Genomic DNA, 24,073 nt, shown 5'->3' with positions numbered 1-24,073 from the left:
CGCAATTCATGCACGCACGAAACCGTAGCCGAAGCGAGCGCCTACGCGGCTTCACGTTGGTCGAATTGATGACTACGGTCGCCATCGTTGGCATTCTCGCGGTGATTGCTTATCCGTCCTACACGCAGTTTGTGCAAAAAGGGCGGCGCGCCGAGGCCAAGGCCGCTCTGATGGAAAACATGCAACTGTTCGAGCGCCACTTCGCACAGGTCAACACGTATGCCAAGGATTCGGCAACGCTCGGTACGGTATGGGCTGGCTACAAGCCATATTCCGGCGATACCGCGACAGGCACAAACTTCAAAATCAACGCCCAGTTCTGCCCCACCGCAGTGGCAAACGCAGATCAGTGCATCGAACTACAGGCAATACCGCAAAAAGGTGATTCGGCATGTGGCACGCTGGTTTACCGCAGCACCGGCCAAAAGCTCAACATTCCAAACGGCGGGTCTACTGCGGTTTCGACTCCAGGTTGCTGGTGAGCCATGACGGTCAAAACGCCCATGCCAACGCGGTCGTCCCTTTCCGGCTTCACCCTGCTGGAGCTGATCGCGACCATCTCGATCGCTGCAGTGCTGCTCATGCTAGCCGCTCCGAGCCTGAACGATTTCATGCGCAAGCAACGGGTCATCACATCCGTCGACTCGCTGACTGCTGCCATCGGTCAAGCTCGCTCCATCGCAATTGCTACCAATAGCTACGTCACCATCGCGCCGGTGGATAACCAGAATTGGAACAAAGGTTGGCAAGTTTTTTCAGAAGGACAGAGCCCCGACGGCCAGTACGTCGCCACAACTGACAAACTCATTGGCCAATACGACGAGTTGCCCGCTGGCATGGGAATCACCTTCGACAGTACTGCCAATGTCGCTGGCTCAACTGCCAGCAAGACATCGCTCACCTACTCCCCTGCCGGCTACACCGTCACAACAGGGCGCGTGCCACAGGTCAACGCCTACTTCTACGTGTATTACATCGATACCAAGAACCCGGCCCGCATGCTAATCATCAACGCGCTCGGCCGTGCCCGCACATGTGACCCTGTTGCCGCACCAAGCACGTGCGACAAGTCGCTGACACAGTAAGCGGCAATCAAACGTAACAGTCAAACGCACAAAGTTCTTCTAAGGTAGGTCGGCTTTTCGGCACGCAATGCCTTTTCACCGACCATGCCACCACTTCAGCAGCGCCAGCACGGCGCCATCCTCATCGAATCGCTCATCGCCCTGGCCATCCTGTCGCTGGGCGCGGCGGCCATGTTCGGCGCATTCGATAACCTACGAGCCATCAGCCACGCCGCGAACCAACTTGGCGTAGACACGCGCGCTCAACTCAGCCGAACGGAAGCCCGCTGAGATGCGTCGCCCGCTCGCCCTGCCCGCGCGCGGCGTGTCGCTGGTCGAACTGCTGGTTGGCATGGTCATCGGATTGATGGTGTTGGGTATCGCGCTGCAACTGATCCTGCTCGCACGAGCCCACTACTGGCGGATGGCCGACGATGCGCTGATCCAGGATCGCGGCATGGAGGCAATCGAGTTCGTTGGCAAGGTGATACGCCAGGCAGGCTGGATCACCGATACGCCGATCGTGTCATCTGTCCGACGCTGGCCAGGCGCGAACGCCCCTTCATCGCTGCTCGGCAAAGACAACTGCGGCAGACCACACATGACTCCCGCATTCAACTGCGACCGCCGTGGTGAAGGCGCAAGCGATGCCTTGCTGGTGCGCTTTTCTGGCCGAGGTGCAACTGGCGACGGCGCTATGCGCGACTGCCTCGGGTACGGCGTGCCAGAACGGCAAACAACCCAAGGCGACCCACGGTTGGGTGGTCTCATGCTCTATGTCACCCACAGCGGCACCGCCAACGTGCCGCAACTCGTGTGTCGTGCGTTCCAACGGAATGTCGACGCTCCGGCCGACGGCTCGTCCGATGCCGTCGTCCGCGGTGTCGAGACTCTCCAGTTGCTTTACACCCTTGGCTCGGACACGACATCACCCGCCATTATTAAGTCGGCGCGCTCAATGCAAGACGAAGACTGGTTTCGCGTACGGCTCGTTCACGTAGGAATCGTTGTGCAAGGCGACCACCTCGCCGTTAAAGCGCCAACAGCGGACACGATTTCCCTATTCCCCGATCTGGCCACAGTGACAAACGCGCTCGTCGAAGACGTCCGGTTCCGACCGCCAGACCCACGCCGCAACCGCGCCCATTTCGCAGCGACCTTTGCTGTGCGCAACCCGCTGCGCTGCGAGGCCGATGCATGCTAAACCGCCGTGAACGGACAAGCGGCTTCTCAATGATTGCCGTCACCAGCGCATTGATCGTCATTGGGTTACTTATGGTCGGCGCGTTGCATCTGGTTCTGGACCACAATCGTCGCGCCGCCCTGTCCGCCGACCATGCGCTCGCGATGCATGAAGCGGAAAGGGCGTTGACCGCCGCTGAATGCGAGCTTGGCATCGCCACGGGCACACCCGGTATTGAGGACTGCCACGACGAGGTAGGCACCGCGCGTATTGCAGCCCTCGATCCCGTCACCTTGGCAGGCTTCGTTCCACAGCAATGCGGGCAGGATTCCGCGCGCCGCGGCCTGTGCTGGCCAGAGGAAGGCGATTCCGTCGAGACGCTTTCCGGGCTGCGGCTCGACGAGCGCAATGCGATACCGCTTCCGCCTCCCGCCGATGACAATTGGCGTCAGCCAGCACATCGGGCGCGCTATGTCATAGAGCCGATCCGCGATGCTCTACCTGGTCAATGGATTCATGCCAACGCGTCCGGCGCCCCTGTACTCTTCCGCATCACGGCGGTAGGTTTCGGCACCGACGAAGCCGTGCATGTGAAGCTGCAAACGGTCTATCGACCTCGAGGTACCGAGCCGTGAAGTCGAGGCTCGTCACCATCTCGCTGATGGCTACCTTGAAGGCCTCAATGGCTGTAGCGGCTAGCGACCACCCCGCTGGACGTCTACCGACGCACGTCGTTGTTGCGCGTGGCGACGATGCGTGGGCCGGCCGACTGCGTGCGCTCCGCTTTCTGCCTACGCTGGGTACGCTTGATGCGCCTGCGCCGACTGATCTCTGGGAAGCCGGCGCGATTCTCAACGCAATGCCAGTGGATACGCGGAATCTCTGGACGTTCCGCGACCGTGATTCCGCACCGCACGCCGCAGCTCCCTTGCTGTGGGAGACCCTCTCGCCCACACAGCAAGCGGCGATCAACACGACAGACGAATTCGGAGCGGAGCGCGTCAACTATCTTCGCGGCATCCGGCGACATGAACAAGGCAAACCGGCCCTGCGGCCGCGGACTGGACTGCTTGGCGCCATGCGCGGCGCGCGCGCGCAACTGCTTGGCCCTCCCGGCTTTGTACTCGACCCGCGTCATATCCGTTTCCGCGAGCAACATGCGCGACGGCCTTGGATGGTCTACATCGGCGCCAACGACGGCATGCTTCACGGATTTGACGCTCTCACTGGGGTGGAACGTTTCGCCGTAATGCCTGACGCTGTTCTTGCAACGGCAGCCAAGAACGCTTCGGCAGGGCACCCTGTGCCACGCCCCCTCTGCCCACGCCCATTCGCTGCCGATGCATGGGCTGGTACGGAATGGCGTTCGATACTTGCATGCACCAACGGATCGATGGCGCCCGGCCTCTTCCTCGTCGATGTCACCGACCCCGTGTCTTCTTCCGCCCCGCCACCCATGCTGGCTTACGACGGCAACGACGATCACGATGTTGGTGAGATGGAAGGCCCTGTCCCCGTGGTGGCCGTGCCCGACGGCGGCGATTCCACACCACGCTGGTTTGCCATCAGCGGCAATGGCCGCGGCAGAGCGGGCATGCCGAGCAAGCTCTTGTTGCTGTCAGTCGAACAGCAGCGATCGGCCTCCTGGGTACCGGACCGCACAGCCTATGCGATCACGATACCGACGGACGCCAGTCGTGGCGGCCTAGGGTCGCCCGCCATAGCCCTCGGGCTAAAAGGCACTGCCACTGTGGCCTACGCCGGCGACGCTCAAGGCCAAATCTGGCGCTTTGATCTGACAGGCGCTCCGCCGTGGTCGAACGCGCTGGGCAATAACGAGGCCGATCGCCGTCTTCCATTTTTTACGGCCACATCGCGTTCCGGATCGATTCAGCGGATTCTCGCGCCGATTCTGCTTGCCGCAACGGCCGGTGGTCCGCTAGTGGTCTTTACTGCCGTTGATGATGAAGGCAATGCCGCCCTATATGGAGTGGCAGACGGTGGTTCACGCCGCCTTTCGCGTGATAGTTTGACGGGCCTTGGCGCTACGGACGTGCCTGATGGCGTCGTCATCGAACCCAATGCGCACGCCTCGCAAAACGGCTGGCGCATCGACTTGCCCGGGGGGCAGTTGCCGGACGACCTCAGCGCGGCTGGCTCGCATAGCTTACTACTCACCACACGGGATATTGCAGGGCGTAACCGTGCTTACTTGCTGGACACACTGACCGGACTGCCCTCCCGCAAGGACGGTCACACTGGCTACATACTCGCCAGCGCGCCGCTCATCACCGTACAAACGGACGCATTGGGCGCCACCGCTGGCGGGAAACCCACCCAAACCGTGAATACAACGCTGTGGCATGTTGAAGGCGAGCGCATTCGTCAACTCGAAACACGTCGCTACACCCGTCAACTCGGCCGGTTGAGCTGGCGAGAGATGACTGAAACGAGTACGCGCTAATGCGGCCACGACGTGGATTCACGCTCATCGAGTTGATGGTCGTGCTGGTCGTTGGTGGTGTCCTGGCATTTGCTGCGCAGTCGGCATGGACGACGTACTGGGAGCGAACGCGCCGTGCCGCCGGCGGCGCCGCGCTGGTCGCCGCTCTAGCGCAGCTGGAAATACGCCATGCGCGTACAGGAAGGTATGACGACGGTATGCCCAGCCCGAAGCTGTATGTCGATGGGTACAGTATCCGCAGCCAGCCTTGCTCCGGCACGGGGGGCACTGAGCTGCCGCCAGCCCAATGCATCCAAGTCATTGCAATTCCAGAGCGCGAAGACCCGGCCTGCGGCAGGTTGATCCTGCGCAGCACGGGCGAGCGCTGGCCCGAAAGTTCCGCATGTTGGCCATGAACGAATCGAAACGACGGCCGAGCCAAGCCGGTGTGACGCTCATCGAATTGATCATCGTGATGGCAATCGTAGGGATACTTGCCACAGCGGCAGTGCTGCCCGTTATCGACTACTGGCAGAGAGAGACAGTCATCCTGCTAGCCGATCGCCTAGCCAGTGCGCTGTCCTTGGCCCAGAAGACCGCACAGCATCGGCGGGTTCGGACACTGCTCACCCCGCGCGACGCTTCCCGTGGCTGGAGCAGCGGCTGGCGGTTGTTGGAGTTCGCCCCAGATGCCGGCACGGCGGGCTCAGTATCGAGGGCAAGAACGCTATTGTCAGAGCCTTTGCCCACGGCGCCCATGGTGCAGTTCCATTCGAACCAACCGGCCGGCGCGCTCACCTACGAGCCTATGGGATACTCACGGATATCCGGCGCCACGATGACCATCTCCAGCGGCCGGCACAGACGTAACGTGGTGGTCAGCGCTGCTGGCCGCTCCCGCGTCTGCAAGCCAAGTCTGAACGGCGACTGTTAGTTAGAACCATCAACTCCCTTCATATCATTCTGGCTTTACACCCATGTTCTCCGACTTCGACCACGCCATGATGCAGCGCGCCCTGGCGCTGGCCGAGAAAGGCTTGTTCACCACCACGCCCAACCCGCGCGTCGGATGCGTAATCGTGCGTGACGACACCGTCATCGGCGAGGGCTACACACAACCCGCCGGCCAGGACCATGCTGAAATCCAGGCCATCAAGGATGCCCAGTCGCGCGGCCACGATGTGCGCGGCGCCACCGCCTATGTGACGCTGGAGCCCTGCAGTCACTTTGGCCGCACGCCGCCCTGCGCCGACCGTCTGGTCGAAGCCGGTATTGCGCGCGTGGTGGCGGCCATGGAAGATCCGAACCCGGCCGTCTCCGGACGTGGCTTGCAGAAGCTGCGCGACGCCGGCGTCGACGTGCGCTGCGGCCTGCTCGAGCGGGAGGCGCGCGAGCTGAACATCGGGTTCGTTTCGCGCATGACGCGCGGCACGCCCTGGGTGCGCGTGAAGGTCGGCGCCTCACTCGACGGCCGCACCGCGCTGGACAACGGCATCAGCCAGTGGATCACCGAAACCGAGGCGCGCAACGACGGCCACCGCTGGCGCGCGCGCGCCTGTGCCATCCTCACAGGCATCGGCACGGTGCGTGAAGACAATCCGCGACTGACCGTGCGCGCCGTCAACACACCGCGCCAGCCGCGGCGTGTGCTGATCGACTCGGCGCTGGACGTGCCGCTCGATGCGCATATCCTCACCGCGGATGGCCACCACGAGCCGACGCTGATTTTTGCCGCACAGCCCGAAGCCGGCCGCATGCGCGCGTTGAGCGAGCGCGGCGCGGAGGTCATCCTGCTGCCCAACCCAGCCGGAAAAGTCGATCTGGCCGCGGTCCTGCGCGAACTGGGCCGCCGCGAAATCAACGAGCTGCATGTTGAGGCCGGTTTCAAGCTCAACGGCTCGCTGCTGCGCGAAGGGCTGGTAGACGAGGTCCTCGTCTATCTAGCGCCCAAGGTGCTCGGCTCGGGTCAGGGCATGTTCAATATGGGGCCGCTGCAGACGCTGGAAGGCGCGGCCGAATTCTTCTTTCACGATATCTCGCGCATCGGGGGCGACCTCCGCATCCTGGCGCGCCGCAACCCGACGGATTGATTGCTTATGTTTACCGGAATCGTCGCCGCTGTTGGCCGTATTGAAACCGTCTCGCCGTTGGGCGACAACGCCGATGCTGGCGTGCGCCTGTCCATCGACTCCGGCGGCCTCCCGCTCGCTGACGTCGCCTTGGGCGATTCGATCGCCATCCAGGGCGCCTGCATGACGGTCGTCGCCAAAACCGACAACCGTTTCGAGGTCGATGTGTCACGCGAATCGCTCTCCAAGACGGTCGGGCTGGAACGCCCGGGCGAGGTGAATCTGGAGAAGGCGCTGCGCCTGGCCGACCACATCGGGGGGCACCTCGTGTCGGGCCACGTGGACGGCCTGGGCACGGTCACCCATTTCGCGCCGGTCAACGAATCGCACGAACTGCGGGTGCGGGCGCCGGCAGAGTTGGGCAAATATCTGGCCTACAAGGGCTCCGTGGTGGTCAACGGCGTGTCGCTGACGGTCAATACCGTCCGTGACGATGCCGAGGGCTGCGAGTTCTCGATCAACCTGATCCCGCACACAGTGGCGGTCACCACGCTGAAGCACTTGAAGGCCGGCAGCCAGGTCAACCTGGAGATCGACCTGATCGCCCGCTACGTGGAACGCATGCTCACCCACGCGGCCATCGGCCTGCCCGTGGGCACCCAGCCGCTGGCAGCCGTTTGAACCGCAGGCCCCACTGGCTTGGGGCCACCTTGGCGTACAATAGCGGGCTTCCCATTTACGCAGTCGCACGGCCCCCGAAATCAACGATTTGCGGGAATTGGTCGGCGGCGCGCAGCCCTCTTACGCCATGTCGATCGCCACAGTCGAAGAAATCATTGCCGAAATCCGCGCCGGCCGGATGGTCATCCTGGTCGACGAGGAAGACCGTGAGAACGAAGGCGACCTGATCCTGGCGAGCGATTTCGTCACGCCGGAAGCCATCAACTTCATGGTCACGCACGCGCGTGGCCTGGTGTGTCTGACGCTCACCGAAGAGCACTGCGATCAGCTCGACCTGCCGATGATGGCAAGCCGCAACGGTACCCAGTTCGGCACCAATTTCACTGTCTCGATCGAAGCGGCTGAAGGCGTGACCACCGGTATTTCCGCCGCCGACCGCGCACGCACTATTCAGGTGGCCGCGGCCAAGAACGCCAAGCCGTCCGACTTGGTGAACCCCGGCCACATCTTCCCGCTGCGGGCCCAGAAGGGTGGCGTGCTCATGCGCGCCGGCCACACCGAAGCTGGCTGCGACCTGACCGCAATGGCTGGCCTGACGCCCGCCGCCGTGATCTGCGAGATCCTGAAGGACGACGGCACCATGGCGCGCCTGCCGGACCTGGTGGAGTTCGCCAAGAAACATGGCTTGAAGATCGGCACGATTGCCGACTTGATCCAATACCGCAGCCGCACCGAGAGCATTGTCGAGCGGGTCGGCGAACGCACGATGGAGACGCAGTTCGGCACGTTCCATGCCGTTGCCTTCCGCGACCGCGCCGCCGGCCGCGCCCATCTGGCGCTGGTCAAGGGCACGCCGACGCCGGACACCGAAACGCTGGTGCGCGTGCATGAGCCCCTGTCGGTGCTTGACCTGCTGGAGTGCCAGCGCACGACGCACTCGTGGAGCGTGCCCGCCGCCCTGCGCGCCGTGCAGGCCGCCCCGACCGGCGTGGTCGTTCTCCTCAATTGCGGCGATTCGGCGGACCGCCTGTTCACACAGTTCACCGCACTGGATGCGCCGCACGAGCGCCCGCGCACGAAACCCGATCCGCGCATTTACGGTATTGGCGCACAGATCCTCAAGGACGTTGGCGTCGGCAAGATGCGTGTGCTCGCCTCGCCGCTCAAGCTGCCGAGCATGGTCGGCTACGATCTGGAGGTAACGGCATACCAGTCGATGGCGGATGCCCCCGACGTCACTTCCGCTTCTTCCACCGCCACGCATTGAATTTCGCAATTTCGCGCGGTAGCTAAACTGCCGCGCCGGCTTCTTTTTTTTGACGTTGCCAGAGATAGACAACCTCAGGCAACCCCAACCGGAATACACCATGGACCACGGCTTCTACCCGACCAATCTCAACGGCGAAGGCCTGCGCATCGGCATCGTCCAGGCGCGTTTCAACGAGCCCGTCTGCGAAGCGCTGCGCGAAGCCTGCGTCGCTGAACTCGAACAACTCGGCGTGGCCGGCGAAGACGTGCTGCTGGTGACCGTGCCGGGCGCGCTGGAAGTCCCCCTGGCCCTGCAGAAGATGGCCGAATCGGGCCAGTTCGACGCGCTGATCGCACTGGGCGCAGTCATCCGCGGCGAGACTTACCACTTCGAGCTGGTGTCCAACGAATCGGGCGCCGGCATCACGCGCGTCGGTCTGGACTTCAACATCGCCATCGCCAACGGCATCCTGACCACCGACACCGATGCCCAGGCCCACGCCCGCACCCGCGAAAAGGGTCGCGACTGCGCCCGTACCGCTGTTGAGATGGCCAACCTGACCAACGACCTCGACGGTCTGCAGGATCACGGCCAGGACGACGACGGCGAGAATGAATAAGCGCTTCCTCGCGCAAAGGCTTTTCCCCATGACGCAAGACAATTCCCAAGCCAAGACCAAGGCGCCCGCCAAGAGCGCGCGCCGCCGTGCGCGCGAACTGGCGCTGCAGGGTCTGTATCAATGGCTGCTCAATCGCAACGACCCGGGCGTGGTCGAGGCGCATCTGCAGGACGCGCAAGGCTTCAACAAGGCGGACCGCGCGCACTTCGACGCGCTGCTGCACGGTGCCATCCGCGAAGAAACCACGCTGACCGAGGCGTTCACGCCGTACCTGGATCGCCCGGTTGCCGAACTGTCACCCGTCGAGCGTGCCGCCCTGCTGGTCGGCGCTTACGAACTGGTGCACTGCGTGGACATCCCGTACAAGGTCGTGATCAACGAGGCGGTTGAACTGACCAAGACCTTTGGCGGCGTTGAAGGCTACAAGTACGTCAACGGCGTGCTGGACAAGCTGGCTGCGCAAGTGCGCGCTGTCGAGGTCGCTGCCCGCCGGTAAGCCGGCGTCTGCTGTTCGCTTTACCTTTTCGCTTCGCTTCAAGATGGACGCCCACCGCCTGCAGACAGCCGCCCGGCTGGCCAATATCCGCGCCTTTCACGTGATGGAGCTGGCCAAGCAGGCCCGCGAGCTGGAACTGGCGGGACGCAGCATCATCCACATGGGCATCGGCGAGCCCGACTTCACCGCCGCCGAGCCCGTCGTGCAAGCCGCGGCCGACGCCATGCGGCGCGGCGTCACGCAGTACACCGGGGCTTTGGGCATCCGCCCGCTGCGCCAGGCAATCGCTCGCTACTACCACACCGTTTACGGCCTCGACATCGCCCCCGAGCGCATCATCGTGACAGCGGGCGCGTCGGCCGCGTTGCTGCTGGCGTGTGCGGTGCTGGTGGAGATCGGCGGCGAAGTCCTGATGCCCGACCCGAGCTATCCGTGCAACCGTCACTTCGTAGCCGCCTTCAATGGCGAGGCGAAGCTGGTGCCGTCGGGGCCGGAAGAACGCTTCCAGTTGACGGCCGCGCAGGTTGAAACCCACTGGAGCGAACGCACGCAGGGTGTGCTGCTGGCCTCCCCTTCCAACCCGACAGGCACGTCAATCCTGCCAGACGAGCTGCAGCGTATTGTGCAGACGGTACGCGCACGAGGCGGATTTTCGATCGTCGATGAAATCTACCAAGGCTTGTCATACGATCAGCCCCCGGTCTCCGCACTGCCGTTCGGCGAGGATGTCGTCACGATCAACAGCTTTTCGAAGTATTTCAACATGACCGGCTGGCGACTTGGCTGGCTGGTGGCGCCGGCCGAACTGGTGCCGGAGTTCGAGAAAGTCGCGCAAAACCTGTTCATCTGTGCGTCGGCGGTGGCGCAATATGCAGCGCTTGCCTGCTTTGAGCCAGAAGCGTTGGCAATCTACGAAGAACGCAAGGCCGAATTCCGCCGCCGCCGTGATTTCATCGTGCCGGCGCTGGAGTCGCTTGGCTTCAAGGTACCGGTCAAGCCCGACGGCGCGTTCTATGTCTACGCCGATTGCCGTGGCGTGAACCATCCGCATGCCGGCAATGCCGACGCCCTCACCCAATCGATGCTGCATGACGCCGGGGTGGTCCTGGTGCCGGGGCTGGATTTCGGTCCGCACACGGCGCAGCACTACATCCGGCTGTCGTACGCCACATCGATGGAGCATCTTGAAGAAGCGGTCGCACGGCTCGGCAAGCTCTTCAGCCGGTAAAGCACGCCTACTACGCGCCGCCCAAACAAAAAGGCCGTCCCGAAGGACGGCCTTTCTCATACAGCGCAGCGAACAAGATCGATCAGGCTTGCCCTTGGGACTTGTCGTCCAAGCGGGCCTCTTCCTGCTGACCTGCGGCGGGTTGCTTGTCGGCCGGCTTGGCGGCTTGCGTCTTGGCATCGGCTTGCGTCACAGGCGTTGCCGTCGCGACCGGCTTCACCGGCTCACGTTCCGACGCCGCCGTCATCGGCGACCGATGCCCCGTGGCGACCATGCGCAGGCGTGAGCGCTCTTGCAGCACCTTGCCGCCGTAGCCGCCATCGCCCTGGGTGACCGCACCGACGTACAGCTTCAACCCGCCTTCGATCGAACCTGCACGCGCGATGCAATCCTTCAGCACCAGCGCACCGACCTTGATGTTGGCGTACGGATTGAGCGCGGCACCGACGCCGCCCATCACCTCGTACTTGTCCTGGTGGACCTTGGTCATCACCTGCATCAGGCCCTGCGCACCCATGCCGCTTTCGGCGAATGGGTTGAAGCTGGACTCGATCGCCATCACGCCCAGGATCAGCAACGGATCGAGGCCAACTTCCTTGCCGGTCTGATAGGCCGCCTTCACCAACTGGCCAGTGGCAGTGGCCGCCACGCGATATTTGCGGGCAATGTATTCCGCCACAGCAGCCTGCTCTCGCGGGGTACCGGCGGTTGCCGACTCACGCGCGTCGCGGACGACTTGCGTGTTCGGAATCTGCGCAGCCAACTCGGCCACGGACGGCACCTTCGAGAGAGCATCCCAGCCCGCAGCCGCGACCGTGCCGCCCTGGGTCGTAGCGGGAGCCACGGCCTGAACGGCGCCAGTACCGGCGGACGGCGCGGTCGGCGCAAAAGCAACCGGCTGCACGCCAGCCGCAATCGCGGGCGACGGATTGGCCGAGGCGACACCGGTGTCGGCACCCGGCGTGAAATGCAGCACGCGTTGAGCGACCGTGGCACGCCACTCGCTGTTGAGCGAGAGCGCCACTGCGGCGGCCACCGCCAGCAAGCCAATGCTGTTGAGCACGACATGCCCGCTGCGGAACACCAGCAGTACGCCAGGATGCAATTCATTGCGGGACGCGGCAGCGCCCCCTGCGTTCAACTCCATGCGCAGCTTACGAGGCAGCGCAACTTGGCCTGCACGCGCGAGGCGGCGGCCCACCGGGGCGACGAGCCGGCGTTGCAGCGCCGATCCGATCCCGGAAGAATGAAGGGTTTTCCAACCGTTCATACTTACCTCCGTCCGCTGCGCAGATCCGGTAGACGCCTTTCTTTTGCATGGCGCCGTGCGTTTCGAATCGCAACGGTTTTTAGTAAGGATGCCGCGCTGTTGCAGTCAGCCGGCATCTGTTGGGGGCACTCCCCTAGTGCCCAGAGAAATGCGGGCCGTGTCCTTGGGGAGGTCACGTCCCGCAGCGATGCTGATGTGCTCTGGTGTCGCCCCTCATATGTTTGAGAGCGGGGCGAAGGCATTAGCCGAAAACATGTTGCGTTGCAACAATTACCAGATCGGATTGGATTGTAGGAAGCGCGTTATGCCAAGTCAATCATAAAGAAGTAAGTTTTCATATCCAAAAGTTATGACATGAGTCCCTTTGTTGGGACTAGCTGACCTGCTATGCGTTCTGTCATCAGGGGGCCATGGGGTTTTGGCCGTACAATCGCGGCCACCCTGCCTACACCAAAAAAATGTCGCCCCGACGACCATTCGGCGGGCCAGACCCTCCGCGTGATAGGCGATCCACCTTACCTTTGGTTACAAAATCTCCATGCAATACAGGGACTTACGTGACTTTCTCGCCCAGCTCGAGCGCACGGGCGAACTGCGCCGCGTGCGCCAGCCGGTGTCGCCGCGCCTGGAAATGACCGAAGTCTGCGACCGCCTGCTGCGCTCCGAAGGCCCGGCGGTCGTCTTTGAGCAGCCGGTGGACGGCACACAGAAGTACGACATGCCGGTGCTGGCTAACCTGTTTGGCACCACGCGCCGCGTAGCGCTGGGCATGGGCGCGGAGTCGCTCGATGAACTGCGGGACGTGGGTCGCCTGCTCTCGGCGTTGAAAGAGCCCGAACCGCCGCGCGGCCTGCGTGAAGCAGGCAAGCTGTGGACGATGGCCAAGGCCGTGTGGGACATGGCGCCGCGCAAGGTGTCGTCGCCGGGGTGCCAGGAAATCGTGTGGGAAGGAAATGATGTTGACCTCTCGCGCATTCCCGTACAGACGTGCTGGCCCGGCGATGCGGCGCCGCTCGTCACATGGGGGCTGGTCATCACGCGCGGGCCGCACAAGAAGCGGCAGAACCTGGGCATCTACCGGCAGCAGGTCATCAGTCGCAACCAGGTCATCATGCGTTGGTTGGCGCACCGGGGCGGCGCGCTGGATTTCCGCGAGCACGCCATCGCGAATCCGGGCCAGCCGTTTCCGATTGCGGTGGCGCTGGGCGCCGACCCGGCCACCATCCTCGGCGCGGTGACGCCGGTGCCGGATACGTTATCTGAGTACCAGTTTGCCGGCCTGCTGCGCGGCAGCCGGACCGAGCTTGCGACCTGCCTGACGCCTTCGCTGGCGCAGGCACAACTGCAGGTGCCGGCCGGCGCCGAGATCATCCTCGAAGGCCACATCCAGCCGGATCCAACGCACCCGAGCGGCTACCAGCATGCGCTCGAAGGCCCGTTCGGCGATCACACCGGCTATTACAACGAGCAGGACTGGTTCCCCGTGTTCACGGTCGAGCGCATCACGATGCGTCGCGACCCGATCTATCACTCCACGTATACAGGCAAGCCGCCCGATGAGCCGGCCGTGCTTGGCGTGGCGCTCAATGAAGTGTTCGTGCCGCTGCTGCAGAAGCAGTTTCCGGAGATTGCCGATTTCTATCTGCCGCCCGAAGGCTGCAGCTATCGCATGGCGCTGGTCAGCATGAAGAAGCAATACGCCGGCCACGCCAAGCGCGTGATGTTTGGCGTGTGGAGCTTCCTGCGGCAGTTCATGTATACGAAGTTCATCGTGGTGGTGGACGACGACGTGAACCTGCGCGATTGGAAGGAAGTGATCTGGGCAATCACCACGCGCGTGGATCCGGCGCGCGACACGGTCATGGTCGAGAACACGCCGATCGATTACCTCGATTTTGCGTCCCCGGTGTCGGGCCTGGGCTCGAAGATGGGGATCGACGCCACCAACAAATGGCCGGGTGAAACCACGCGCGAATGGGGCCAGCCCATCGTCATGGATACCGCCGTCAAAGCTAAGGTCGATGCCATGTGGGAGACGCTCTTCCAATAACCACAAGGCTTGGCGGCTTGGCCTGCGACCGAACGATCGTTCGGTTATTCTTAGCGAGTTAAGCGACTGCTGCATCTAAAAAGGCGGGCCCTCTTTGTCTACTGGGCCCGCCTTCCTTATGGAGAACGCCATGGCCGAAGCACTCGACGCATCTCGCACCGCCGCCAACGCGCTGGAGCGCATCACAGACCGCACCCTCGTCAAAACGCAGTCCTATGTCGACGGGGCCTGGGTTGGCGCGACAGACGGCGCGACCTTCCCCGTCTACGACCCTGCCACCAACGCACACCTGACTGATGTCGCCAATCTGGGGCACGCAGAAACGCTGCGCGCCATCGACGCAGCCAATGCGGCGTGGCCGGCATGGCGCGAGCTGACCGGCAAGGAGCGCGCCGGCCTGATGCGCCGCTGGTTCGACCTGCTGATCGCCAACGCCGACGACCTCGCCGCGCTGATGACGGCAGAACAAGGCAAGCCGCTGGCCGAAGCCAAGGGCGAAATCGTCTACGGCGCGTCGTTCATCGAATGGTTTGCCGAAGAGGCCAAGCGCGTCTCCGGCGACGTGATGGCCAGCACCTGGCGCGACAAGCGCATGGTCGTGTTGAAGCAGCCGGTGGGCGTGTGCGCGTCCATCACGCCGTGGAACTTCCCGCTGGCGATGATCACCCGCAAGGTTGCACCGGCCATGGCGGCAGGCTGCACCATCGTCATCAAGCCGGCCGAGCAAACGCCGCTGTCCGCGCTCGCGATGGCGGAACTGGCGCACCGCGCGGGCATTCCAAAGGGCGTCGTCAACGTCGTGACGGGTGACGCGGATCGCTCCATCGCCATCGGCAAGGCCTTGTGCGAATCGCCGATCGTGCGGCATCTGTCGTTCACGGGCTCGACGCCGGTGGGCCGCATCCTGATGCAGCAGTGCTCGCCGACGGTGAAGAAGGTGGCGCTTGAGCTGGGCGGCCATGCGCCCTTCATCGTGTTCGACGATGCGGATCTCGATGCCGCCGTGGAGGGCGCGGTGCAGTCGAAGTACCGCAACGCCGGCCAGACGTGCGTGTGTACGAACCGCTTCTACGTGCATGCCTCGGTGTACGACACGTTTGTCGAGAAGCTCTCGGCCAAGGTCAAGGGCATCAAGGTCGGTAACGGCTTCGAGTCGGGCGTGGTGCAAGGCCCGCTGATCGACGATCAGGCCGTGGAGAAAGTGCAGCGCCACATTGACGATGCGACGCAGAAAGGCGCGCGCCTGACCGCCGGCGGCAAGCTGATGCAGGGCTTCGGTTCGCAGCGCTTTGTCGAGCCGACCGTGCTGGCCGACGCAACGCCCGACATGCTGATCGCGCGCGAAGAAACCTTCGGCCCGGTCTCCGCCATCTTCAAGTTCCAGGACGAAGCGGAAGTCGTGCGCCTGGCCAACGACACCGAATTTGGCCTGGCGTCGTACTTCTTCAGCCGCGACATCGGCCGCATCTGGCGCGTGGCCGAGCAGCTCGAATACGGCATGGTCGGCATCAACACGGGGTTGATCTCGAACGAGGTCGCGCCGTTTGGCGGCATCAAGCAATCGGGCCTGGGCCGCGAAGGTTCGGTCTACGGCATCGACGAGTATCTCGAACTCAAGTATCTGTGCATGGGCGGCATCTGAAACGCCATCCCCCCTTGGCCGACCTGTCACATCGATAGAGCGGGCGGCCTTCCCCCTTGCCTGACCGGCGGAGGAGACACATGAGCACCATCCAGGAAGGCGCCCTGCTCTGGACGCCATCGTCTGACTTCATCGCGCGGGCGCGCCTGACGCACTACCTCGACTGGCTTGCGCGCGAACGCGGGCTGCGCTTCTCGGCCACCACGCCCGAGGGCTACGCGCAACTCTGGGAATGGTCCACCACTGAGCTGGAGGCGTTCTGGACGTCCGTCTGGGACTACCTCGACCTGCGCGCCTCGACACCGTTCACGCAGATGCTTGGCGACCGCACCATGCCTGGCGCGCAATGGCTGGTGGGCGCCAAGCTGAACTACGTCGATCAGGTCATGCGTCATGTGGAGGAAGGCGGCAGCCCCGACCGCACCGCCATCCGCTACGCCAGCGAGACCAAACCGCTGGCCGACCTGTCATGGCGCGAACTGCGCCAACGCGTTGCCTCGCTGGCGGATGCGCTGCGCAAGATGGGCGTGGTGCCGGGCGACCGCGTTGCCGCGTATCTGTCGAACACGCCGGACGCGATTGTGGCGTTTCTCGCCACGGCCAGCGTCGGGGCGATCTGGTCCGTCTGCGCGCCCGACATGGGCCAGGTGGCCGTGACCGACCGCTTCCGGCAGATCGAGCCCAAAGTGCTGATCGCCGTGGACGGCTATCACTACGGCGGCCGCGCCTTCGACCGCACCGACGTGGTCGCAGAGATGGTCGCCGCGCTGCCAACCGTCGAACATCTCGTCGTCGTGCCGCAGTTGCTTGGCGAGGTCAACCGCGCGCGCTTCCCGCAAGCCCGCGACTGGCGCGACCTGACGGCGAACGATGTGCCGCTCGTCGTCACACCCGTCGCCGCCGACCACCCGCTGTGGATTCTCTATTCGTCCGGCACCACCGGCATGCCCAAGCCGATCGTGCACGGCCACGGCGGCCTGCTGCTGGTGCAGACGATGATGGGCGCGCTGCATCTCGACCTCGGCCCCGGCGACGTCTACCACTGGTACAGCAGCACCGGGTGGGTCATGTGGAATTCGCAGGCCAGCGGTTTGCTCGGCGGCGTGACGCTCGCCATCTACGACGGCAACCCCGGCACGCCGGACCTCAATACGCTGTGGCGCTTCGCGCAGGATGCAGGCGTGACCTTCTTTGGCGCCGGCGCGGCGTTCTTCGCCAATTGCCTGAAGGCCGGCATCGAGCCCGGGCGTGATTTCGACCTGTCGAAACTGCGCGCGGTCGGCTCGACCGGTTCGCCGCTCTCCGCCGAGGCGTATGACTGGGTCTACCGCCACGTCAAAGCCGACGTCTGGCTCAATCCGATTTCCGGCGGCACGGATTTCGCAGGCTGCTTCGTAGGCGGCGTCGCCACACTGCCCGTCTATGCGGGTGAAATGCAATGCCGCAACCTAGGCTCGCGCGTGGAAGCACTGGACGAGGCTGGCCGACCGCTCATCGACGCGGTAGGCGAGCTGGTCTGCACCGCGCCCATTCCGTCGATGCCGCTGTTCTTCTGGGGCGACACCGACGGCAGCCGCTACCGCGACAGCTACTTCGACATGTACCCGGGCCAGTGGCGCCACGGCGACTGGATCAAGATCACCCCGCGCGGCGGCGCCATCATCTATGGCCGGTCCGACGCGACCATCAATCGCCACGGCATCCGCATGGGCACAGCCGAGCTGTACCGCGTGGTGGAGGATCTGCCGGAAGTGCTCGACAGTCTCGTCGTCGATCTGGAATTCCTTGGCCGGGAATCGTTCATGCCGCTGTTCGTCGTGCTGCGCGAAGGCGCGACGCTCGACGATACGCTGCGCAGCACGATCAATGCACGCATCAAGGCAGGCCTGTCGGCCCGGCATGTGCCCAACGTGGTTGTACAGGCGCCCGGCGTGCCGCGCACGCTGTCAGGCAAGAAGATGGAAGTGCCGATCAAGAAGCTGCTGCTTGGGGCACCCGTCGAGCGCATCGCAAACCCTGATGCGATGGCCAATCCGGATGTGCTGGCGTGGTATGCAAGCTACGCCCGGTCGCTGCTTCAGCATGGCGGCGATTCCGGCGAACCCGCACCAGCATTGGAATCGTGGCGCAGCTAGATCGATCGTTGGTCCGTGGTTTCACAATCTCCACCAATCGAACGATGGCAAGGCTCGGATGTGATGACTAACGTACAGCCTGCACCGGCACATCAAGATGCCGGGCGAGCTGCTTAACGGGGAGTCACCATGCTTGCGACGACGAACGTCCTGATCAAGACCGAGGACGGCCGCGAAGCCTTGGCCGAGCGCCGCCACGACATGCAGATGCGCCAGCGCCATCTGCTGATCCTCATCGACGGCGCCCGCACGGTGGGGCAACTGCATCAACTGCTGAGCGACTGGTCGGACCTCGACGAACTGCTGCTCGGGCTGCAACGGGCCGGCATGGTCGACGTGCTCCCGGGCATCTCGCACGAAAACGCAGCCGTTGCGGCCCCCTTCGATCCCATCGCGCACTTCAACCGTCCCTTGCTCGACGATGACAGCGGCAGCGTCCCTGCCGCCCTGTCCCTCATCTACGACGAACTGCCGCCGCTAACGGGCATGACGCTCGGCCTGCAAACGGCTGCAGCGCCCATCGACGAGCCTGCGGCCAATGACGCCACCCTGCCGCAGCCGGTGCCCGTCCAGGCGCGTTCTGCCCCGCAGCCGGCCGTGCCGCCGGAGTTGGCCGACGTGTTGCCCAACGTGGTCAAGGTCGAGTTGATGCGTTTGGCGGTGCAGCACTTCGGCTCGGCTGCCGGCGCCGCCATGCCGCTGCTGCGTGCCTGCAAGGAAGATCCGCAATCGCTGTGCGACGTGGTTGCCGCGTGCGCCAAAGCCGCGGCCCCGACGGCCGGCGAGCACGCCGCGGCCAGGTTTGTAGATGCGGCAATGCAGGCGATGGCGCGGCGGCGTTAGGTCACCGCCCAATGTGAGCGTGGACTACGCGGAGACAGTGCAGAGCACGCTTCCTGCGTTCAAAGCGAAGTCATCCCAGGTCGTTCAGGCCAACGCACAAGCCATGTCCGAAGCCACGGCGACGAGCGCGCCGGCTACTCGGTCGATCTGCTCCAGTGCGAGCCCTGCAATATTGATCCGACCGCCCTGGGTGCCATAGATGGCGTGATCTGTGCGCAAGCGCTCCATGGCATCCGCATCCAACGGCAGCATCGAAAACATGCCCTTGTGTCGCGACAGATTCTGTAGCGCAACGGGAGCGCCCAGACCGGCCAGTGCGTCATCAAGGCGGCGCCGGTTGCCAACGATACGCTGACGCATGTGCTCCAGCTCGTCTCGCCAGCGGGCCGCCAATGCGGCATCGCCCAGGATGGCAGCCACGATGGCAGCGCCGTGGTCGGGCGGCATCGAATAGTTGCTGCGCGTGATGCGCTCCAGCACACCGCCGACCGGCTGCAGGGCTGCCCCGTTTTTGCCGATCACCATGGCGGCGCCGGTGCGTTCGCAGTACAGGCCCATGCTTTTCGAGCAGCTTGCCGCGACGAGCACCGTGTCGAGCGCATCGACCATCAACCGCAGGCCCGCGGCGTCCTGCTCCAGACCATCGGCCAGACCCAGATACGCCATGTCGACGAGCGGGATCAGGCCCTGCTTCGCGCAACGGTCCGCCACGCTTTGCCAGACATCGATGCCCATGTCGATGCCGGTCGGGTTGTGGCAGCAACCATGCAGCAGCACGACGTCCCCCGCACGCGCAGCCCACAGGTCCGCGAACATGGCATCCGCATCGAGCAACCCGCCCTCGGCACGCCAGCGGTAGCGGTCTACCGACAGCCCCGCCGCGCGCATGATGGGCACGTGGTTGACGTAGCCGGGGTCGGACACCCAGACGCGAGCGCCGGGCGAGGCCACGGCGATGAAGTCAGCGAGCAACCTGAGCGCGCCCGTCCCGCCCACGGTCTGCATGGTGTGCTGGCGCGCCAGGCGCCCAGCGTCGTTACCAAGCAGCAGCGTCGCCAAGGCGGCATTGAAGTTGGTATTGCCCGCCAAGCCGCGGTAGGCCTTGGAGGCACCGGCACCGGCCAGGCGCTCCTCCGCAGCCTTCACCGCAGACATGACCGGCGTCTGCCCGGCGTCATCGCGGTAGACACCCACGACAAGATCGACCTTGTGGGGCCGCGGGTCCGCACGGAAAGCAGCGGTCAGGCCCCACAGCGGGTCCGGGGCAACGGTGGCGAGGCTTGCGAGCATGGTGCAGTCTCCGGAAGAGCAATGCGATGGTCTACGCGCGGTTTGCGAGGATCACGCCAGCGGTGATCACGGCAATGCCGCAGGCAACGGTCAGCGTCAGCGATTCACCGAGCAAGGGCACCGCCCCGAGACAGGCGAGCGCGGGCGCCAGCGAGCCGATGGCGGAACAGCGCGGCGTATCCAGATGACGAATCGCCAGCGCGTAGGACAGGCTGGAAACCACGCCGACCCCCAAGCCCTGGGCCAGCAGAAAAGGCATGGCGTTGGCCACGGTGAAGTGCCCGACATGGCTGTCGACCACGCCCAGACTCACCAGCAGCGCCGTCAGCAAGAAGGACGGCACGCTCAACAGCAACGCGCAGCCGATGGCATCGAGCCCCGCCCGGCGCAGCCCCAGCGTGTAGCTGCCCCAGAGCAGACTCGCCAGCAACAACAATCCGGCGCCGGCCACAAACGCGCCATGCGACACGTGCGATTGCGAGACCAACATGAGCAGCACGCCAGCGAGGATGATCGCGATGGCGCGCCCGCGTGCCGCCGCGATGCGCTGGCGGTCCACCACATACGCGATCAGCGCCACCGACAGCGGCGTCGTACCCGCGATCAACGCAGCCACGTGGGCGGCCGATGTCACCTTGCCGCCGGCCGAAGCCATGAAGAAGAACGGCACGCCGCCACCCACCAACACCATCAGCGCGCTGAGCGGCTTCACCCGCCGCAGCATCGGCCAGCGGGACGGCAGGAACGGCAACAGCAACAAGGTCGGCAGGCCGAATCGGATGAGCGCCACGTCGGCAGGCGCCAGCGGCGACGCGCCAATCGCCCGGATCGACAGTGCGAACCCGGCCCAGATCAGCACCGTCAGCACCATCGCCGCATACCCGATCAGCGGGTTGGCCTGGAAGGCATTTCGCCCCGCCTGCGCGCCCACGCCCACCGTCAATGTCGAACCCCGCATGCCGCCACCTTCGATTTCAGAATGGAGACAGAATGCCCCAGCATGAAAAGTAGTATCTTGCGATTTCCACCAATGCTGATCGTCGATTTGGCAGAACCTGCCACTCTGGAAAAATCACATGGATAAGAAAGACAGGCAGATCATTGCCGCCCTTCAGAAAGAAGGCCGCCTGACCAACCAAGAACTATCGGAGCGGGTAAACCTTTCGCCCTCACCCTGCCTGCGCCGGCTGCGGTTGCTGGAAGACGCGGGCGTCATCCGCGGCTACACGGCCATCGTCGATGAAGAGGCATACGGGCTGCCGGTGACGGCATTCGTGCATATTCGTCTGCAGCAGCACTCGCGGGAGGTGGTCTCGACGTTCGAGAACCGCATCCGCGCCATCGACGCGATCCTCGATTGCTATGTGCTGACGGGCGAGGCGGATTACCTGCTGCGCGTGCTGGTGGAAAGCCTGCAGGATTACGAGCAGTTCGTGCGCGGGCAATTGCATGCCATTCCGGGCATCGCCGCCATCGACACGAGCTTTGCGTATGGCGTGGTCAAGCGCTCGACGGTGTTTCCTGCGTGGGATGAGAACAAAAGGAGTTCGGTGCGCAAACGCAGGCCGGAAAGCGCACGCTAGCTCGCTTTTCTCACGAACATCCGCGTCCGGCCGCTTGCCGAATCTCTGCTACCGCGCATAAAATGTTCGGCTACGCGGGCGTCGTATAATGGTAATACCCTAGCTTCCCAAGCTAGAGCCGTGGGTTCGATTCCCATCGCCCGCTCCACCGAACAGTCTGAAGCCGCCCTCGGCGGCTTTTTTGTTGCCTGCGCGCCCGTCGCTCCATCGACGAGCAACCGGCACGGGATCTCCATGCAGCCCATCGAACAGCCGGGCACCGGCCCCGACGACATCACGCCGGAATCGCAAGACACCAATACCGCCGAAGGCGCCGAAACTGGCGAGCAAACCGGCCACCCGCGCCGCATCCGCTCGTTCGTCCGCCGCGCCGGCCGCACGTCTACCGGTCAGCAGCGCGCCATCGACGAACTCGGCCCCCGCTTCCTGCTGCCTTACGCTGCCGAGCCCCTGGATTGGGACGCCGCCTTCGGCCGCTCCGGCGCCAAGCGCATCTTCGAGATTGGCTTCGGCATGGGCGAGACCACGGCCCACATCGCGCAATTGCGTCCGGACGACGATTTCCTCGGCGTGGAAGTGCATGAGCCGGGCGTCGGTGCGCTGCTCAAGCTCATCGGCGAACGCGAGATCGGCAATATCCGCATCGTTTCGCACGATGCCGTGGAAGTGCTGGCCCACATGATTCCGGAAGGCACGCTCGATGGCATTCACGTGTTCTTCCCCGACCCGTGGCACAAGAAGCGCCACAACAAGCGGCGCCTGATCCAGAGCCCGTTCGTCGCTCGCCTGGCCGCGCACCTCAAGCCGGGAGGCTATCTGCATTGCGCGACGGACTGGGAGGAATACGCCCACCAGATGCTGGAAGTGCTGTCCGCCGAACCGACGCTGGAAAACACCGCCGACGGCTTCGCGCCGCGCCCGGACTATCGCCCCGTCACCAAGTTCGAGAAACGCGGCCTGCGCCTCGGGCACGGCGTGTGGGACGTGGTCTTCCGCAAGCGGGCCTGACCACGTCCGCGCACGCTGGCGCGCGTCAGCGTGCGCCGAAATGCGTATCGCCGAAGAGGTTCTTGGCGTGGCGCGGGAAGGCGCGCCAATATTGCGGCGGCGCCTTGACCGTCGCGCCCAGCTCAGCGGCGGCCGCCCAGGCCCAGTGCGGGTTGTAGAGAAACGCCCGCCCGACAGCAACCAAATCTGCCCGCCCCTGTGCAACGATGGCTTCGGCCTCATGCGCCTCGTTGATGAGGCCGACGGCGATGGTCGGAATGTCGGCCTCATTGCGGATCTTCTCGGCAAACGGCACCTGGTAGCCCGTCGACAGCGGAATCTGCTGCAGCGGCGACACACCGCCCGACGACGCATCGATCCAATCGCAGCCGCGGGCACGTAGCGCCTGCGCAAACGCCACCGAATCTTCCGGCGTCCAGCCGCCCTCGACCCAATCGGTGGCTGACACGCGCACGCCCACCGGGATGTTGTCCGGCACCACGGCGCGCACCGCATCAAAAATCTCCAGCGGATAATGCATGCGGTTCTCACGCGAACCGCCATAGGCATCGGTGCGCTGGTTAGCAATCGGCGACAGGAATTCGTGCAGCAGATAACCGTGTGCGGCGTGCAGTTCGATGGCCGACAGCCCCAGGCGCACGGCACGACGTGCAGTCTCGACGAACTGATCGCGCACGCGGTCAAGGTCTGCATCGGTCATTTCGCGCGGCGCGCGCTCTTCGGGACGCTGCGGCAACGCGGATGGACCCATCGTTTCCCAGCCGCCAGCATCGAGCGCCAGCAACGCGCCGCCTTCCCAAGGCCGAGCACTCGAGGCCTTGCGGCCCGCGTGCGCGATCTGCATGCCGATCGGCACCAGCGCGTTCTGCCGAATGGCCGCCAGCGTGCGCTCAAGCGCCGCTTCGGTCGCGTCGTCCCACAACCCCAGGCAGCCGTGGGTGATGCGCCCTTCCGGCGACACGGCGGTCGCCTCGATCATCAGCAACCCGGCACCCGAAAGCGACAGGCTGCCCAGATGCGTGTGATGCCACGCCGTGGCTTGGCCGTTGTCGGCCGAGTACTGGCACATCGGGGAGATGACGATGCGGTTCTCAAGCGTGAGACCGCGCAGGGAGAAAGGCTGGAAGAGAGCACTCATGATCGGGAAATTCGGCAGTCAGCGGCTGACGGAAGAAACCGCCAGTGTGTCCGAATCCGCCCGATCGTGCAGACGGTGCGAA

At 64.3% G+C, this 24,073-nt stretch carries 24 protein-coding genes and 1 tRNA gene; 21 read left to right on the top strand and 4 right to left on the bottom strand.

What is annotated here, in order from left to right; all coding sequences use genetic code 11:
- Window positions 1-8 precede the first annotated feature (8 nt).
- The 14 genes from R2669_RS20730 (at window position 9) to R2669_RS20665 (ending at window position 11,032) form a co-directional block, all read left to right on the top strand.
- Window positions 9-482 (top strand): type IV pilin protein, encoded by a 474-nt coding sequence (locus tag R2669_RS20730; protein WP_316888262.1) that lies wholly within the window; start codon window positions 9-11, stop codon window positions 480-482.
- Between the two features lie 3 nt (window positions 483-485).
- Entirely contained in the window at window positions 486-1,085 is a 600-nt protein-coding gene (locus R2669_RS20725) for a GspH/FimT family pseudopilin (protein ID WP_316888264.1), read from the top strand.
- A gap of 84 nt (window positions 1,086-1,169) precedes the next feature.
- Window positions 1,170-1,355, top strand: a complete 186-nt coding sequence (locus R2669_RS20720) for a type IV pilus modification PilV family protein (RefSeq protein WP_316888265.1) — start codon at window positions 1,170-1,172, stop codon at window positions 1,353-1,355.
- 1 nt (window position 1,356) lies between these two features.
- Entirely contained in the window at window positions 1,357-2,268 is a 912-nt protein-coding gene (locus R2669_RS20715) for a PilW family protein (protein ID WP_316888266.1), read from the top strand.
- 29 nt (window positions 2,269-2,297) lie between these two features.
- A complete protein-coding gene (locus tag R2669_RS20710) occupies window positions 2,298-2,882 on the top strand; it encodes a pilus assembly PilX family protein (RefSeq protein ID WP_316888267.1) in 585 nt (194 codons plus the stop codon).
- On the top strand, window positions 2,879-4,711 hold the full coding sequence (locus R2669_RS20705) for a pilus assembly protein (RefSeq protein WP_316901895.1): 1,833 nt from the start codon (window positions 2,879-2,881) through the stop codon (window positions 4,709-4,711). Before R2669_RS20710 ends, R2669_RS20705 begins: the two co-directional genes overlap by 4 nt.
- Window positions 4,711-5,106 (top strand): prepilin-type N-terminal cleavage/methylation domain-containing protein, encoded by a 396-nt coding sequence (locus tag R2669_RS20700; RefSeq protein WP_316901894.1) that lies wholly within the window; start codon window positions 4,711-4,713, stop codon window positions 5,104-5,106. The genes R2669_RS20705 and R2669_RS20700 overlap by 1 nt, the downstream gene beginning before the upstream one ends.
- A complete protein-coding gene (locus R2669_RS20695; protein WP_316901893.1) occupies window positions 5,103-5,624 on the top strand; it encodes a GspH/FimT family pseudopilin in 522 nt (173 codons plus the stop codon). The genes R2669_RS20700 and R2669_RS20695 overlap by 4 nt, the downstream gene beginning before the upstream one ends.
- Before the next feature lie 43 nt (window positions 5,625-5,667).
- Window positions 5,668-6,780 (top strand): bifunctional diaminohydroxyphosphoribosylaminopyrimidine deaminase/5-amino-6-(5-phosphoribosylamino)uracil reductase RibD, encoded by a 1,113-nt coding sequence (ribD, locus tag R2669_RS20690; RefSeq protein WP_316888272.1) that lies wholly within the window; start codon window positions 5,668-5,670, stop codon window positions 6,778-6,780.
- Between the two features lie 6 nt (window positions 6,781-6,786).
- Entirely contained in the window at window positions 6,787-7,440 is a 654-nt protein-coding gene (locus tag R2669_RS20685) for a riboflavin synthase (RefSeq protein ID WP_316888274.1), read from the top strand.
- A 127-nt stretch (window positions 7,441-7,567) separates the two neighbouring features.
- Entirely contained in the window at window positions 7,568-8,707 is a 1,140-nt protein-coding gene (gene ribBA, locus R2669_RS20680; protein ID WP_316901892.1) for a bifunctional 3,4-dihydroxy-2-butanone-4-phosphate synthase/GTP cyclohydrolase II, read from the top strand.
- 100 nt (window positions 8,708-8,807) lie between these two features.
- A complete protein-coding gene (gene ribH, locus R2669_RS20675) occupies window positions 8,808-9,308 on the top strand; it encodes a 6,7-dimethyl-8-ribityllumazine synthase (protein ID WP_004629552.1) in 501 nt (166 codons plus the stop codon).
- Window positions 9,309-9,336: 28 nt separating this feature from the next.
- Window positions 9,337-9,804, top strand: coding sequence for a transcription antitermination factor NusB (gene nusB / locus R2669_RS20670; protein WP_012761449.1), 468 nt, complete (start codon window positions 9,337-9,339; stop codon window positions 9,802-9,804).
- A gap of 43 nt (window positions 9,805-9,847) precedes the next feature.
- Complete coding sequence (locus tag R2669_RS20665; RefSeq protein WP_316888276.1) at window positions 9,848-11,032, top strand: pyridoxal phosphate-dependent aminotransferase; 1,185 nt, start codon at window positions 9,848-9,850, stop codon at window positions 11,030-11,032.
- Between the two features lie 82 nt (window positions 11,033-11,114).
- On the opposite strand, the gene R2669_RS20660 is transcribed toward R2669_RS20665, so the two are convergent.
- On the bottom strand, window positions 11,115-12,302 hold the full coding sequence (locus tag R2669_RS20660) for a lytic transglycosylase domain-containing protein (RefSeq protein ID WP_316888277.1): 1,188 nt from the start codon (window positions 12,300-12,302) through the stop codon (window positions 11,115-11,117).
- Window positions 12,303-12,840: 538 nt separating this feature from the next.
- Here R2669_RS20660 and ubiD point away from each other — a divergent pair.
- From ubiD to R2669_RS20640, 4 genes are all read left to right on the top strand, one after another.
- Entirely contained in the window at window positions 12,841-14,352 is a 1,512-nt protein-coding gene (gene ubiD, locus R2669_RS20655; protein ID WP_316901891.1) for a 4-hydroxy-3-polyprenylbenzoate decarboxylase, read from the top strand.
- Window positions 14,353-14,482: 130 nt separating this feature from the next.
- Window positions 14,483-15,994, top strand: a complete 1,512-nt coding sequence (locus R2669_RS20650) for an NAD-dependent succinate-semialdehyde dehydrogenase (protein ID WP_316901890.1) — start codon at window positions 14,483-14,485, stop codon at window positions 15,992-15,994.
- An 80-nt stretch (window positions 15,995-16,074) separates the two neighbouring features.
- Entirely contained in the window at window positions 16,075-18,129 is a 2,055-nt protein-coding gene (locus tag R2669_RS20645; RefSeq protein WP_316901889.1) for an acetoacetate--CoA ligase, read from the top strand.
- A 129-nt stretch (window positions 18,130-18,258) separates the two neighbouring features.
- Window positions 18,259-18,972 (top strand): hypothetical protein, encoded by a 714-nt coding sequence (locus R2669_RS20640; RefSeq protein ID WP_316901888.1) that lies wholly within the window; start codon window positions 18,259-18,261, stop codon window positions 18,970-18,972.
- 84 nt (window positions 18,973-19,056) lie between these two features.
- Here the strand turns inward: R2669_RS20640 and R2669_RS20635 are convergent, their stop codons facing one another.
- Together R2669_RS20635 and R2669_RS20630 are read right to left on the bottom strand one after the other, a co-directional pair.
- Window positions 19,057-20,262, bottom strand: a complete 1,206-nt coding sequence (locus R2669_RS20635; RefSeq protein ID WP_316901887.1) for an amino acid aminotransferase — start codon at window positions 20,260-20,262, stop codon at window positions 19,057-19,059.
- A gap of 31 nt (window positions 20,263-20,293) precedes the next feature.
- The gene (locus R2669_RS20630; RefSeq protein ID WP_316901886.1) at window positions 20,294-21,220 is read right to left on the bottom strand and encodes a DMT family transporter; all 927 of its coding nucleotides are present in this window, start codon (window positions 21,218-21,220) and stop codon (window positions 20,294-20,296) included.
- A gap of 118 nt (window positions 21,221-21,338) precedes the next feature.
- Here R2669_RS20630 and R2669_RS20625 point away from each other — a divergent pair, with 118 nt between their 5' ends.
- The 3 genes from R2669_RS20625 to trmB all read left to right on the top strand — a co-directional run bounded on the left by R2669_RS20625 (window position 21,339) and on the right by trmB (window position 22,853).
- A complete protein-coding gene (locus R2669_RS20625) occupies window positions 21,339-21,845 on the top strand; it encodes an Lrp/AsnC family transcriptional regulator (RefSeq protein WP_147216923.1) in 507 nt (168 codons plus the stop codon).
- Window positions 21,846-21,919: 74 nt separating this feature from the next.
- Window positions 21,920-21,993, top strand: a tRNA-Gly gene (locus tag R2669_RS20620).
- 86 nt (window positions 21,994-22,079) lie between these two features.
- A complete protein-coding gene (gene trmB, locus R2669_RS20615; protein ID WP_316901885.1) occupies window positions 22,080-22,853 on the top strand; it encodes a tRNA (guanosine(46)-N7)-methyltransferase TrmB in 774 nt (257 codons plus the stop codon).
- 25 nt (window positions 22,854-22,878) lie between these two features.
- Here the strand turns inward: trmB and R2669_RS20610 are convergent, their stop codons facing one another.
- The gene (locus tag R2669_RS20610; RefSeq protein WP_316901884.1) at window positions 22,879-23,991 is read right to left on the bottom strand and encodes an NADH:flavin oxidoreductase/NADH oxidase; all 1,113 of its coding nucleotides are present in this window, start codon (window positions 23,989-23,991) and stop codon (window positions 22,879-22,881) included.
- Between the last annotated feature and the right edge of the window lie 82 nt (window positions 23,992-24,073).

Origin of the sequence: Ralstonia edaphi (assembly GCF_958350185.1) — a bacterium.
In the GTDB taxonomy this organism is placed as follows: Bacteria; Pseudomonadota; Gammaproteobacteria; order Burkholderiales; family Burkholderiaceae; genus Ralstonia; species Ralstonia edaphi.
Note: the sequence above shows the minus strand (reverse complement) of the source record. Positions and strands in the feature narration are given on the sequence as shown.

Coding starts and splice junctions, on each gene's coding strand:
- R2669_RS20730 (WP_316888262.1), top strand. CDS start 9: ATGCACGCACGAAACCGTAGCCGAAGCGAGCGCCTACGCGGCTTCACG.
- R2669_RS20725 (WP_316888264.1), top strand. CDS start 486: ATGACGGTCAAAACGCCCATGCCAACGCGGTCGTCCCTTTCCGGCTTC.
- R2669_RS20720 (WP_316888265.1), top strand. CDS start 1,170: ATGCCACCACTTCAGCAGCGCCAGCACGGCGCCATCCTCATCGAATCG.
- R2669_RS20715 (WP_316888266.1), top strand. CDS start 1,357: ATGCGTCGCCCGCTCGCCCTGCCCGCGCGCGGCGTGTCGCTGGTCGAA.
- R2669_RS20710 (WP_316888267.1), top strand. CDS start 2,298: ATGATTGCCGTCACCAGCGCATTGATCGTCATTGGGTTACTTATGGTC.
- R2669_RS20700 (WP_316901894.1), top strand. CDS start 4,711: ATGCGGCCACGACGTGGATTCACGCTCATCGAGTTGATGGTCGTGCTG.
- R2669_RS20695 (WP_316901893.1), top strand. CDS start 5,103: ATGAACGAATCGAAACGACGGCCGAGCCAAGCCGGTGTGACGCTCATC.
- ribD (WP_316888272.1), top strand. CDS start 5,668: ATGTTCTCCGACTTCGACCACGCCATGATGCAGCGCGCCCTGGCGCTG.
- R2669_RS20685 (WP_316888274.1), top strand. CDS start 6,787: ATGTTTACCGGAATCGTCGCCGCTGTTGGCCGTATTGAAACCGTCTCG.
- ribBA (WP_316901892.1), top strand. CDS start 7,568: ATGTCGATCGCCACAGTCGAAGAAATCATTGCCGAAATCCGCGCCGGC.
- ribH (WP_004629552.1), top strand. CDS start 8,808: ATGGACCACGGCTTCTACCCGACCAATCTCAACGGCGAAGGCCTGCGC.
- nusB (WP_012761449.1), top strand. CDS start 9,337: ATGACGCAAGACAATTCCCAAGCCAAGACCAAGGCGCCCGCCAAGAGC.
- R2669_RS20665 (WP_316888276.1), top strand. CDS start 9,848: ATGGACGCCCACCGCCTGCAGACAGCCGCCCGGCTGGCCAATATCCGC.
- R2669_RS20660 (WP_316888277.1), bottom strand. CDS start 12,302: ATGAACGGTTGGAAAACCCTTCATTCTTCCGGGATCGGATCGGCGCTG.
- ubiD (WP_316901891.1), top strand. CDS start 12,841: ATGCAATACAGGGACTTACGTGACTTTCTCGCCCAGCTCGAGCGCACG.
- R2669_RS20650 (WP_316901890.1), top strand. CDS start 14,483: ATGGCCGAAGCACTCGACGCATCTCGCACCGCCGCCAACGCGCTGGAG.
- R2669_RS20645 (WP_316901889.1), top strand. CDS start 16,075: ATGAGCACCATCCAGGAAGGCGCCCTGCTCTGGACGCCATCGTCTGAC.
- R2669_RS20640 (WP_316901888.1), top strand. CDS start 18,259: ATGCTTGCGACGACGAACGTCCTGATCAAGACCGAGGACGGCCGCGAA.
- R2669_RS20635 (WP_316901887.1), bottom strand. CDS start 20,262: ATGCTCGCAAGCCTCGCCACCGTTGCCCCGGACCCGCTGTGGGGCCTG.
- R2669_RS20630 (WP_316901886.1), bottom strand. CDS start 21,220: ATGCGGGGTTCGACATTGACGGTGGGCGTGGGCGCGCAGGCGGGGCGA.
- R2669_RS20625 (WP_147216923.1), top strand. CDS start 21,339: ATGGATAAGAAAGACAGGCAGATCATTGCCGCCCTTCAGAAAGAAGGC.
- trmB (WP_316901885.1), top strand. CDS start 22,080: ATGCAGCCCATCGAACAGCCGGGCACCGGCCCCGACGACATCACGCCG.
- R2669_RS20610 (WP_316901884.1), bottom strand. CDS start 23,991: ATGAGTGCTCTCTTCCAGCCTTTCTCCCTGCGCGGTCTCACGCTTGAG.